The sequence below is a fragment of the Pseudomonas sp. Root562 genome (assembly GCF_001427125.1).
GTDB lineage: Bacteria > Pseudomonadota > Gammaproteobacteria > Pseudomonadales > Pseudomonadaceae > Aquipseudomonas.
The window spans coordinates 141,048-152,990 of the sequence record NZ_LMGK01000024.1; the positions used below are offsets into that span (position 1 = coordinate 141,048).

An 11,943-nucleotide genomic window follows, 5' to 3' on the forward strand; every position below is an offset into this window, starting at 1 on the left:
ATACCTTCGCCAGCGTCGAACCCGGCTGCACGGCGCGTAACTGCCGCACCTGAATCATCCCCAAAAACAAAAACTCCTGTGGAGACAAAAATGAATCGATCAATGCGCCGTCTCGCCCTCGCCGCCAGCTGCATGCTGTTCGCCGGTCAACTGATGGCCGAACCCAAACGTCCGGAATGCATCGCTCCGGCCTCCCCGGGTGGTGGTTTCGACCTGACCTGCAAACTGGCACAGAGCGCGCTGGTCAATGAAAAATTGCTGACCAAGCCCATGCGTGTGACCTACATGCCCGGCGGTGTCGGCGCGGTGGCTTACAACGCGGTGGTCGCCCAACGCCCGGCCGATGCCGGCACGCTGGTGGCATGGTCCAGTGGTTCGCTATTGAACCTGGCACAAGGCAAGTTCGGGCGTTTCGATGAAACCAATGTGCGCTGGCTCGCCGCTGTCGGCACCAGCTACGGTGCCATCGCGGTGAAAAGCGATTCGCCCTACAAGACGCTCGACGATCTGGTGCAGGCTCTAAAGAAAGATCCGAGCAAAGTGGTGATCGGTTCCGGCGGCACCGTGGGCAGCCAGGACTGGATGCAAACCGCGCTGATCGCCAAAGCCGCCGGGATCAACCCGCGTGACCTGCGTTACGTCGCCCTCGAAGGCGGCGGAGAAATCGCCACCGCCCTGCTCGGTGGTCACATCCAGGTCGGCAGCACCGACATCTCCGACTCCATGCCACATATCCAGAGCGGCGACATGCGCCTGCTGGCGGTGTTCTCCGACAAGCGCCTGGACGAGCCGGAAATGAAAGACATTCCTACCGCTCGCGAACAAGGCTACGACATCGTCTGGCCAGTGGTTCGTGGTTTCTACCTGGGGCCGAAAGTCAGCGACGAAGACTACGCCTGGTGGAAGGACTCCTTCGACAAACTGCTCGCTTCACCCGAGTTCGCCAAGCTGCGCGATCAGCGTGAGCTGTTCCCGTTCGCCATGACCGGCCCGGAACTGGACACCTACGTGAAGAAGCAAGTTGCGGACTACAAAGTGCTGGCCAAAGAGTTCGGCCTGATCCAGTGATCGCCTCTGTCTAGTGGCCGCGACTCCGTTTGGCGGAGTCGCGGCACAGGAGTTCCTCATGCTCTTACAACGCATTTTTGCTTCGGTGCTGTTGCTGGTCTGCCTGAGCCTGGTGGCGATGGCCCTACCTTATCAGGCACCTTTTTCCTACGAGCCGATCGGCCCGCGGGCCTTTCCGCTGTTGATGCTCGGGCTGATGGGCCTGGCGCTGGTTTACATGGTGTATCGCCCCTCGCCAATCAAGCACACCGATGAAGATCCGCCGATGGATCGCGAGACCTTGACCAAGATTGCTGTCTGCGTGCTGTTGCTGCTGGTTTTCGCCGGGCTGTTCGAACCCTTGGGCTTCATCCTCAGCAGCATGCTGGTTGGGATTCCGCTGGCCCGCCTGTACGGCGGACGCTGGTTGCCGGGAGCAGTCATCATCAGCTTGATGAGCGTCGGCCTGTACCTGCTGTTCGACAAAGTCATGGACGTGCCACTGCCACTGGGCCTGCTCGACGTTCTGGAGAACTGATATGGATACGCTTGGTTATTTGAGTCACGGCTTCGGTGTCGCGCTAACCCCTTACAACCTGGTGACTGCACTGAGCGGCACATTGATTGGCACCGTTGTCGGTCTGCTTCCCGGCCTGGGTCCGATCAACGGGGTGGCGCTACTGATCCCGATCGCGTTTGCATTGGGTCTGCCACCAGAGTCGGCACTGATCCTTCTGGCGGCGGTTTACCTGGGTTGCGAATATGGCGGTCGGATCAGTTCGATCCTGTTGAACATTCCGGGCGAAGCCTCGACCGTCATGACCACCCTCGATGGCTATCCGATGGCCCGCCAGGGTCTGGCCGGAGTGGCGTTGTCTCTATCGGCATGGAGTTCGTTCATCGGCGCCTTCATCGCCACCTGCGGGATGGTGGTGTTCGCGCCGATGCTGGCGAAGTGGGCGATCGCCTTCGGCCCCGCGGAATACTTCGTGCTGATGGTGTTTGCGATTGTCTGCCTTGGCGGCATGGCGGGTGATCGGCCGCTCAAGACGTTTATCGCGGCGCTGATCGGCCTGTTCCTGTCGACCGTCGGCATTGATGCCAACAGCGGTGTGTACCGGTTCACCGGCGACAACATCCACCTCACCGACGGCATTCAATTCGTGGTGCTGGTGCTGGGTCTGTTCTCCATCAGCGAAATCCTGTTGCTGCTGGAAAAAACCCACCGTGGCCAGGAAGCCTTCCAGGCGACCGGCCGGATGCTGTTCAACTTCAAGGAAGCCGCTTCGGTGTTCTGGGTGAACATGCGTTGCGGGGTGCTCGGCTTCATCATGGGCGTGCTGCCGGGGGCTGGTGCGACGCTGGCCAGCGCCGTGGCCTACATGACCGAGAAACGCATCGCCGGCCCCGGCGGAAAATTCGGTCAAGGCGACAAGCGTGGCCTGGCTGCACCGGAAACCGCCATTGGCGCAGAGGCTTGCGGTGCTCTGGTGCCGATGCTGACGCTTGGCGTTCCCGGCTCGGGCACCACGGCAGTTATGATTGGCGCGCTATCGCTGTACAACATCACGCCCGGCCCGCTGCTGTTTCAGCAGCAACCGGACATCGTCTGGGGCCTGATTGCTTCTTTGTTCATCGCCAACATCATGCTGGTGATCCTGAACATCCCGATGATTCGCATCTTCACCAAAATCCTTGCCGTACCGAACTGGGCGCTGGTGCCGATGATCGCCATCATCACCGCCATTGGCGTGTACGCCGTACACGCCACGACCTTCGATCTGTTCCTGATGATCGGCATCGGTATTTTCGGTTACATCCTGCGCAAGCTGGACTTCCCGTTATCGCCGGTTTTGCTGGGTTTCATCCTCGGTGGTTTGATGGAGCAGAATCTTCGTCGGGCTTTGTCGATTTCCAACGGTTCGCTGGATATTCTCTGGTCGAGCGGTATCACCGTCGGTGTCTGGGGGTTGATCGTGGTCATGTTGCTGGTGCCGATTGTACGCATCTGGCGCAAGCGCTCCGTTGCGCAACGCGCTATCGCCGATGTCTGATCGGTCCCCCTTCAAGCTTTGGTGGGGAACCCCGCTGGTCGGCCTGCTGGGCGGTTATCTCGCCAGCCAGGTCGGCTGGCCTTTGCCGTGGATGGTCGGCTCGTTGCTGGCGATCATCCTCGTGCGCTGCCTGACGCCGTGGCAACTGGCCGAAATCCCTGGCGGACGCAAGTGCGGCCAGTGGATCGTCGGCATCGGTATTGGCCTGCACTTCACCCCGGTGGTGATGGAACAGGTACTGAGTCATTTCGGTTTGATTTTCTTTGGTGCGTTGGTGACCAGCCTGTCGGCCGTGGTCGGTGTCTGGTTGATGCGGCGTACCGGTGAAGATCGCGCCACCGCATTTTTCTCCAGCATGCCGGGCGGCTCCGGGGAGATGGTCAACCTCGGCGCCCGCAACGGCGCAGTGCTCAGCCGTGTTGCGGCGGGACAGAGCCTGCGCGTGCTGGTCGTCGTACTGTGTGTCCCGGCAGCGTTCAAATACCTGATGGGCGACGGTGCGCCGATTTCCCACGCTGGCAGCATCGATTGGCGCTGGCTGGCGACTCTGTTTCCCGCAGGAGCTTTGGCCGCCTGGATTTGGGAGCGCCTGCGTCAACCCAATCCGTGGCTGTTCGGACCGTTGCTGGTCAGTGCGGCGGTGAGTATCGGTTGGGATTTGCACATCGGCTTGCCCAACGGCGGCAGCCAGATCGGCCAATGGTTGATCGGCAGCGGTCTGGGCTGCCACTTCAACCGGCAGTTTTTCCGTCGCGCGCCTTCATTCATGGGCCGGACCTTGATCGGTACGGTGTTGACCATGTTGATCGCCACGGCAGCGGCACTGGGCTTGAGTGCGCTGACCCACCTGGATCTGCGTTCGCTGACGTTGGGCATGATGCCGGGCGGGATTGCCGAAATGAGCCTGACGGCGGAGACCCTGCAATTGTCGGTGCCGCTGGTGACGGCGATGCAGGTGATGCGGTTGTTGTTTGTGTTGTTTCTGGCGGAGCCGTTGTTCAAGTATTGGAACCGAAACCCGGATTCAGACTGATGGACCTGTGGCGAGGGAGCTTGCTCCCGCTGGGCTGCGCAGCAGCCGTAGATCCTGCTTATGCGGTGTGCATATAGAATCTGGATGTAGACAGGGGCTGCTGCGCAGCCCAGCGGGAGCAAGCTTCCTCGCCACAAGGGCCCGTGGGGCAATCATCAAATTGGCGGTAACCGCCACTCGATCGGCGTCTCGCCATTCTGCTCGAGAAACTTGTTGGTTCGGCTGAAGTGCCCGCAACCAAGAAACCCGCGATAGGCCGACAGCGGAGACGGGTGCACCGAGGTCAACACCAGATGTTTGGTGGCGTCGATCAGCTTCTGTTTGCTCTGCGCATGAGCGCCCCACAGCATGAACACCAGGTGCGGCTGCTGCTGGCTGACCACTTCGATGATCCGATCGGTGAAAAACTGCCAGCCCTTGTCCTTGTGCGCATTGGCGTTGGCGCGCTCGACAGTCATGGTGGTGTTGAGCATCAGTACGCCCTGCTCGGCCCAACTCTGTAGATAACCGTGGTTGGGGATGTCGATGTTCAGGTCACGCTTCAACTCTTTGTAGATGTTCACCAGCGAGGGCGGCGCCGGTACGCCCGGTTGCACCGAGAAACACAAACCATGGGCCTGGCCCGGGCCGTGGTACGGGTCCTGGCCGAGAATAACGACTTTGACCTTGTCCAGCGGCGTGGAATTGAGTGCGTTGAAAATCATCGGACCCGGTGGATAGATCTCCTTGCCGGCCGCCCGCTCCTGTTGCAGAAAGTTTCGCAACTCCGTCATGTAAGGCTGGTCGAATTCGGCACGCAGGGCCTCCTTCCAGCTCGGTTCGAGTTTGATACGGTCGTCAGCAGTCATGGTTACATCCGGCAAAAACAATGGGGCGAACCCTAGGAAAGCACACCTCGCTTGTCAATTGATCTGACACAGATCCGGCACTTTCCTACACAGCGATCATACTTAACCCTCAAATTCCCGATCGAGGTCACGATGAATCTGCACTTCGAAGAACTCACCGGCACCGACGGCGCCCGCATCGGCATTGCCACGCTGGATGCCGAAAAGTCGCTGAACGCACTGTCCTTGCCCATGATCAACGCCTTGCGCGACCGACTGGATGCCTGGGCCAAAGAGCCACAAATCGTTTGCGTGCTGCTGCGTGGCAACGGTGCCAAAGCCTTTTGCGCCGGCGGCGAGGTACGCAGCCTGGTAGATGCCTGCCGGGCCCATCCGGGCGAAGTGCCGCCTCTGGCCGCGAACTTCTTCTCAGCGGAATATCGCCTGGACTTCAGCCTGCACACCTATCCAAAACCGTTGATCTGTTGGGGCCATGGTTATGTGCTCGGCGGCGGCATGGGCCTGCTGCAGGGCGCGAGCATTCGTATTGTCACGCCGAGCAGTCGACTGGCCATGCCTGAAATCACCATCGGCCTGTACCCCGACGTAGGCGCCAGTTGGTTCCTGTCCCGCCTGCCGGGCAAGCTCGGATTGTTTCTCGGCCTGACCGGTGCCCACATGAACGCGCGCGATGCGATTGATCTGGACCTGGCCGATCGCTTCCTGCTCGATGAACAGCAGGCAGATTTGATTGAAGGACTGCTGCAATTGAACTGGCAGGAACAGACGCCGATGCAACTCAACAGTCTGCTCAAGGCCTTGCAGCAGGAAGCCGTTGCGCAAATGCCCGAGCCTCAGTGGCTGCCGCGGCGCCAGCGCATCGATGAATTATTGGATGTCAGTGATGTGCGCTGCGCATGGAAGGCGATCAGCCCATTGCGTGATGACGCCGATCCGTTGCTCAGTCGCGCCGCCCGGACCATGAGCGAAGGCTCACCTCTGACCGCTCACCTGGTCTGGGAACAGATCGCCCGCGCCCGACATCTGTCACTGGCCGAAGTCTTTCAGATGGAATACACGCTAAGCCTCAACTGCTGCCGGCATCCGGAGTTCAGCGAAGGCGTACGCGCGCGGTTGATCGACAAGGACCAGAAACCGCACTGGCACTGGCCGGACATCAATAACGTGCCTGAAACGGTGGTGGAAGCGCACTTCCACAAGGCTTGGGAGGGGCGGCATCCGTTGGCGGATCTTTCCCAGTTCTGAACGAACTGTGGGAGCGAACTTGCTCCCACAGATTTTCTCATTAGACGCAATGATCAGCGGTGATTGCCCCGGCCGTCCCGATCACCGCGCCCGTTATGGTCACCTCGACCGCGATAGTTGTCGTTACGCCCGCCATGGCCCCGGTTATTGCTGTCCCAGCCACCACGGTCACGACCGTCCCAACCACCACGGTTGCGGCCATCCCAGCCATGACTCTGATGCGCCCGGTAGTCGGGGCGCGACTGATAGTGGCGCGGCGCCGTCTGGTAGTAGCGCGGTGCGGGTTGGTAGATCCGCGGCTGCGAGTAATAGCGCGGCGTTGGTTTGTAATATCGCGCAGGAGGCGCGTAGTAACGGGCGGGTGGCGAGTAATAACCGCCATTGGAATAGTAACGATCGCCCCCGGCGTAGTAGCCCGGCGCTGGCGAGGTATACACCTCGGAACTGTAGTAGCTGACGCCTCCATCGGAATAAGGCACGCATGCACCCAGGGATAAGCCCGACACAGCAATCAAAAGCACTCGACGCAGCATTTTTAGACAGAGCATAGCGGCCTCCTGGACCGCGAGTGAGCCGCACCAGCGACGCTGGCGGGCGACAGTCAATGATTCGGCGACTGTCGAAAGATCAGACATCGAATTCCGAATCCGGTGCGTCCCAGCAACAAGTTGAAACATCTGCCCGATGAAAGGTTTTTCATCCATTCACGGGCTGATTAGTGGTGACCATGGCGATATCCACCGCCGTAATGCCGAGGCCCGTGCCCGCCCCAGTAGTAATAGCGGTAGCCACCATAGAAGCGCGGACCGCCGTAGTAATAGCGTGGGCCGTAATAGTAGGAATAAGGTGAATAACCAGGGTAGTAATAAGGCGAGGAGTACACGTCGTAGGAGCCGGTGTAGTAATAACAACCGGTCAACCCGAGCCCCAGAATTGCACCGAGCAACAGTCGACGAAACATGGCGGCCTCCTGAAAGACCCACAATCGGAGCAGGCCCGACTGACACCTGTTTTGACTGAAATTCCCTCACCGAGTGCCGGATTGCAGTGACCTTCGGATCAGCGGCCGCCCGCGCCACATCTCAGTGCATCGACGCACCATCTCAAAGCAGCCCGCCCCTCGCGCACTCACCGAAGATGTTGCACGCCCCTACGCTAGAGGCCTTCTACGGACTTGGCACGGGTCTCGCTTTAGCAATCGCGTGCAGGAGTCATCACAGGTTCGCGGCACCACAATTTGCAAATGGCTGACTAGGGTTCCGGCTCGCAAGTGCGAGTGACTGGTCCGAGAGTTGGCGACCTCCAGTTGAGGTTACACGGCGGGACAAAAGCCCGGGAGACAAGCCACCGTTCGCGGTGCCGCGTTGACTCCTGCCCGCCCTTATCAACTGGAGATTCCGAAATGTCCCGACTACGTTTCCCCGCCTTGCTCGCCGCCGCGTTTGCAGCGTTGCTCAGCAGCCAATCCCAGGCCGCCCAGAAAGACCACTTCAGCGTTTGCTGGACGATTTATGCCGGCTGGATGCCCTGGGAATACGCCGGCAGCCAAGGCATCGTCGATAAATGGGCGAAGAAGTACGGCATCAAGATCGATGTGGTGCAGCTCAACGACTACGTCGAATCCATCAACCAGTACACCGCCGGCCAGTTCGACGGCTGCACCATGACCAACATGGATGCGCTGACCATTCCGGCCGCTGGCGGCGTCGACAGCACCGCGCTGATCGTCAGCGATTTCTCCAACGGCAACGACGGCATCGTGCTTAAAGGCGAAGGCAAGAAAGTCGCCGACCTCAAGGGCATGGACGTCAATCTGGTCGAGCTCTCGGTGTCCCACTACCTGCTGGCCCGGGCCCTGGATTCGGTGGATCTCACCGAGAAAGACCTGAAAGTGGTCAACACCTCGGACGCCGATATCTCGGCGGCCTTCAACACCGATCAGGTCAACGCCGTCACCACCTGGAACCCGATGCTCTCGGACATCAAGGCCAAACCTGCGGTGACCGAAGTCTTCAACTCCAGTCAGATCCCCGGGGAAATCATGGACATGATGGTGGTCAACAGCACCACCCTCAAAGACAACCCGGCCTTGGGCAAAGCCCTGACCGGCGCCTGGTTCGAAGTGGTCGAGCTGATGAACGCGAAAAACGCCGCCGGCAAGGCTGCCCTTGAGCACATGGCCAAGGCTTCGGGCACCGACCTTGCGGGTTTCCAGGCGCAACTGGACACCACCAAATTGTTCGCCACCCCGCAAGAAGCCCTGGCCTTCAGCACCAGCAAGCAACTGCCGGAAACCATGCGCAAGGTCGCCGAGTTCTCCTTCCAGCACGGCTTGCTGGGTGAAGGCGCCAAGGACACCAGCGCGGTCGGCATGGCCTTCGCCAATGGCGTGACCAGCGGCGACAAGGGCAACCTCAAGCTGCGTTTCGACCCCAGCTACGTGCAGATGGCCGCCGACGCCAAGTTGTAAAAAGAGGACTTGGCCATGCGCCTGATCAATCGTCACCCGGATCGCCCGAGTCGCCTGTTGCTGGTGATCCTGCCATTCGCCCTGGTGCTGTTCGCCTACTTCATGGGGTCGGCCGAGCGACTGGCGGACAACCCCAATGACAAGCTGCTGCCCAGCGCCGTGCAAATGACCGACGCGGTAAAACGCCTGGCCTTCGCCGCTGACAGCCGCACCGGCGACTACCTGCTGTGGCAAGACACCGCCTCCAGCCTGAGACGACTGGCCATCGGCCTGGGCATCAGCGCCGTGGCCGCGCTGTGCCTGGGCATCGCGGCGGGCACCCTGCCGCTGTTCGGGGCGCCGTTGTCGCCATTGCTGACGGTGTTGTCGATGGTGCCACCGCTGGCGATCCTGCCGATCCTGTTCATCGTTTTCGGCTTGGGCGAGTTGTCGAAAGTGATGCTGATCGTGATCGGCATCACCCCGGCACTGGCCCGGGACCTGGAACAACGCGCCCGGGAAATCCCCGTGGAACTGCTGATCAAGGCCCAGACCCTCGGCGCTTCAACCTGGACCTTGATGCTGCGAGTGGTACTGCCGCAATTGCTGCCACGGCTGCTGATCTCGTTGCGCTTGATGCTCGGTTCGGCGTGGCTGTTCCTGATTGCGGCCGAAGCCATCGCTTCCACCGACGGTCTGGGCTACCGGATTTTCCTGGTGCGCCGCTACCTGGCAATGGACGTGATCCTGCCCTACGTGGTGTGGATTACCCTGCTCGCCTGGCTGATGGACTGGGCTCTGAAACGCCTGACCCAACGCGCTTTCCCCTGGTACGAAGGAGCGCGCGCATGAGCTTCATCACGGTGAAAAATGTCTGGCAGCAATACGCCGATCAGGTGGTGCTCGAAGGCCTGAACCTGAGCGTCAGTGAGGGTGAGTTCTGCACGTTGGTCGGCGCGTCCGGTTGCGGTAAATCGACGTTCCTGCGCTTGCTGCTCGGCCAGGAAAAAGCCAGTCGCGGCGAAATCCTGCTGGATGGCCAGGCCTTGGCCGGTGAGCCGGATGCCAGCCGTGGCGTGGTGTTCCAGCGCTACTCGGTGTTCCCACACTTGAGCGTGCTGGACAACGTCGCTCTCGGCCTCGAACTGCCCCGCTCGCCCTTGCTGGGGCGTTTGTTCGGCAGCGCCAAAAAGGCTGCCCGCGAGCAAGCCGCCGTGCTGTTGCACAAAGTTGGTCTCGGGCACTCGCTGGACAAGTACCCGGCGCAGCTCTCCGGGGGCATGCAGCAACGCCTGGCCATCGCCCAAGCGCTGATCATGAAGCCCCGGGTGTTGCTGCTCGACGAACCCTTCGGCGCACTCGATCCGGGCATCCGCAAAGACATGCACGCCTTGCTGCTGGAGCTGTGGCGGGAAACGCAACTGACCGTGTTCATGGTCACCCACGACCTGAGCGAAGGCTTCAGCCTCGGCACCCGCTTGCTGGTCTTCGACAAGGTCCGCCTCGATCCGCATGCCCCAGGGGCTTATGGCGCCCGCATCACCTACGACATCCCTTTGAACACTGACCGCCGCACCACCCGTGCCGCCGTCGATGCCTTGCCGGTGCAACTGGCAAGCGCGCTTCGAACCGCTTGAGAGGACTTCCGCATGACTGATTCGACCCAACTGTTCCCGCCCTTCGCCGAAGAAATGCTCCCCGGTGGAGGTCATCGCTCCTTCGTCCTGAAGCGCGGCCAACTGCTGCGCCTGACCGACCTTCGCGGCGGCGCCAACGTCAGCCTGACGCTGCTCAACGCCAACGAAAAAACCGAGCGCCTGAACCTGCCCGACAGCCTCAAATGCCAGCACACCACCAAGCTCACCGCCGGTCATTGCCTGTATTCGGACATGGGCCGCGTGCTGGCCGCCATCACCGCCGACACCTGCGGCTGGAGCGACAGTCTCGGCGGCGTCCTCTGTGCTGAAGAAGTCGCGGAAAAATACGGCGCCGGGCGCTACCAGGAACTGCGCAATGGCTTCTTCCGCAACGGCACCGACAACCTGTTGGTGGAACTGGGCAAATGGGGTCTGGGCCTGTCGGACTTGCTGATGACCCTCAACCTGTTCAGCCGCGTCAACGTCGATGACGCCGGGCGCTTCCACTTTGTCGAGGGCAATTCCAGGGCCGGCGATTACATCGAGTTGTACGCACCGATGGACACGCTGGTGGTGCTCACCGCGCTGCAACATCCGATGGACCCTTCGCCCGAGTACGCACCGAAACCACTGAAGCTGAGCTGGATGAACGCCGACGCCAGCGTCGCCGAACATTGCCGCACCTCGCGCCCGGAAAACGAGCGCGGCTTCATCAACACCGACCGTTTATTTGCCTGAGGATCGCTGCCATGTCACTCGCTCTCATCAACACTGAAAAGCAGCCGGAAAACGCGATCTACCGCGCCACCATCCCCGCCGGTGAACCCTGGCTGATGGAGGTCAAGGCCGGCCAGACCTTGCGCATTCTCGACCTCGAAGGCAACCAGGCGGTCGATACTCTGTTCTACAGCGTTGCCAACCCCAGGGAACGCTACGACGTACAGCGCACCCTGCGCCGGCAGAACAGCGTGTACCTGAGTACCGGCAGCGTGCTGTATTCCAACCTCGGCAAGCCGATGCTGACCATCGTCGCCGACACCTGCGGGCGTCATGACACCCTCGGCGGCGCGTGTGCACAAGAGAGCAACACCGTGCGTTACGCCCTGGAAAAACGCTACATGCACAGCTGCCGCGACAACTACCTGCGCGCCTGCGTTCACGATGGACGACTGGGCAAGGGCGACATCGGGCCGAACATCAATTTCTTCATGAATGTACCGGTCACCGCCGACGGCGGGCTGACCTTCGAAGACGGGATTTCCGCACCAGGCAAATACGTCGATCTGCATGCCGAGATGGACGTGATCGTGCTGATCTCCAACTGCCCGCAACTGAACAACCCGTGCAACGCCTACAACCCGACCCCTGCGGAGCTGCTGGTATGGAACTGAAATTTTCGCGGTTGCGCCGTTGGTTGTTTGCCCTGTGCCAGGCCCGTTCCGGGCAATGCCTGAAATCTCCAGACCACCGCTAACACTGTGGGAGCGGGCTTGCCCGCGATGAGGCCAACACACTGCACATTGATGGCGACTGACCCATCGCTATCGCTGGCAAGCCAGCTCCCACAGGAGTCGGTGCTGGTCTGAAGAGAATTGATTCTGCCGCTGGGGACGACCTCGGCGCTTATCGA

General features: G+C 60.8%; 13 protein-coding genes and 1 riboswitch. Of the genes, 10 read left to right on the forward strand and 3 right to left on the reverse strand.

Annotated elements, in window-relative coordinates; all coding sequences use genetic code 11:
* Nucleotides 1-90: 90 nt before the first annotated feature.
* The 4 genes from ASD60_RS22165 to ASD60_RS22180 are packed head-to-tail and all read left to right on the forward strand — an operon-like array spanning nt 91 to nt 4,134.
* Entirely contained in the window at nt 91-1,068 is a 978-nt protein-coding gene (locus tag ASD60_RS22165) for a Bug family tripartite tricarboxylate transporter substrate binding protein (RefSeq protein ID WP_056856027.1), read from the forward strand.
* A 58-nt stretch (nt 1,069-1,126) separates the two neighbouring features.
* Nucleotides 1,127-1,585, forward strand: a complete 459-nt coding sequence (locus ASD60_RS22170) for a tripartite tricarboxylate transporter TctB family protein (RefSeq protein ID WP_056856028.1) — start codon at nt 1,127-1,129, stop codon at nt 1,583-1,585.
* 1 nt (nt 1,586) lies between these two features.
* Complete coding sequence (locus tag ASD60_RS22175; protein ID WP_056856029.1) at nt 1,587-3,101, forward strand: tripartite tricarboxylate transporter permease; 1,515 nt, start codon at nt 1,587-1,589, stop codon at nt 3,099-3,101.
* On the forward strand, nt 3,094-4,134 hold the full coding sequence (locus ASD60_RS22180; protein ID WP_056856030.1) for an AbrB family transcriptional regulator: 1,041 nt from the start codon (nt 3,094-3,096) through the stop codon (nt 4,132-4,134). Before ASD60_RS22175 ends, ASD60_RS22180 begins: the two co-directional genes overlap by 8 nt.
* Before the next feature lie 155 nt (nt 4,135-4,289).
* Here the strand turns inward: ASD60_RS22180 and ung are convergent, their stop codons facing one another.
* A complete protein-coding gene (gene ung / locus ASD60_RS22185; RefSeq protein WP_056856031.1) occupies nt 4,290-4,982 on the reverse strand; it encodes a uracil-DNA glycosylase in 693 nt (230 codons plus the stop codon).
* Between the two features lie 132 nt (nt 4,983-5,114).
* Here ung and ASD60_RS22190 point away from each other — a divergent pair, with 132 nt between their 5' ends.
* Entirely contained in the window at nt 5,115-6,227 is a 1,113-nt protein-coding gene (locus ASD60_RS22190; protein ID WP_056856032.1) for an enoyl-CoA hydratase/isomerase family protein, read from the forward strand.
* A gap of 53 nt (nt 6,228-6,280) precedes the next feature.
* On the opposite strand, the gene ASD60_RS22195 is transcribed toward ASD60_RS22190, so the two are convergent.
* On the reverse strand, nt 6,281-6,775 hold the full coding sequence (locus ASD60_RS22195; RefSeq protein WP_056856033.1) for a hypothetical protein: 495 nt from the start codon (nt 6,773-6,775) through the stop codon (nt 6,281-6,283).
* Between the two features lie 167 nt (nt 6,776-6,942).
* Nucleotides 6,943-7,188: a hypothetical protein gene (locus ASD60_RS22200; protein ID WP_056856034.1), complete on the reverse strand. Its 246-nt coding sequence runs from the start codon at nt 7,186-7,188 to the stop codon at nt 6,943-6,945.
* 279 nt (nt 7,189-7,467) lie between these two features.
* Nucleotides 7,468-7,568: riboswitch (guanidine-I (ykkC/yxkD leader) on the forward strand.
* Between the two features lie 61 nt (nt 7,569-7,629).
* Between ASD60_RS22200 and ASD60_RS22205 the strand changes: the two genes are divergently transcribed.
* From ASD60_RS22205 to ASD60_RS22225, 5 genes are read left to right on the forward strand one after another with little or no spacing between them, the layout of a single operon-like run.
* Complete coding sequence (locus ASD60_RS22205) at nt 7,630-8,697, forward strand: putative urea ABC transporter substrate-binding protein (RefSeq protein ID WP_056856035.1); 1,068 nt, start codon at nt 7,630-7,632, stop codon at nt 8,695-8,697.
* 15 nt (nt 8,698-8,712) lie between these two features.
* Complete coding sequence (locus tag ASD60_RS22210) at nt 8,713-9,528, forward strand: ABC transporter permease (RefSeq protein WP_056856036.1); 816 nt, start codon at nt 8,713-8,715, stop codon at nt 9,526-9,528.
* Nucleotides 9,525-10,313 carry an ABC transporter ATP-binding protein gene (locus ASD60_RS22215; protein WP_056856037.1) on the forward strand — a complete coding sequence of 263 codons (789 nt, stop codon included), beginning with the start codon at nt 9,525-9,527 and terminating at the stop codon, nt 10,311-10,313. Before ASD60_RS22210 ends, ASD60_RS22215 begins: the two co-directional genes overlap by 4 nt.
* A gap of 12 nt (nt 10,314-10,325) precedes the next feature.
* A complete protein-coding gene (locus ASD60_RS22220) occupies nt 10,326-11,051 on the forward strand; it encodes an urea amidolyase associated protein UAAP1 (protein ID WP_056856038.1) in 726 nt (241 codons plus the stop codon).
* Nucleotides 11,052-11,062: 11 nt separating this feature from the next.
* Entirely contained in the window at nt 11,063-11,704 is a 642-nt protein-coding gene (locus tag ASD60_RS22225; protein WP_056856039.1) for an urea amidolyase associated protein UAAP2, read from the forward strand.
* Nucleotides 11,705-11,943 lie beyond the last annotated feature (239 nt).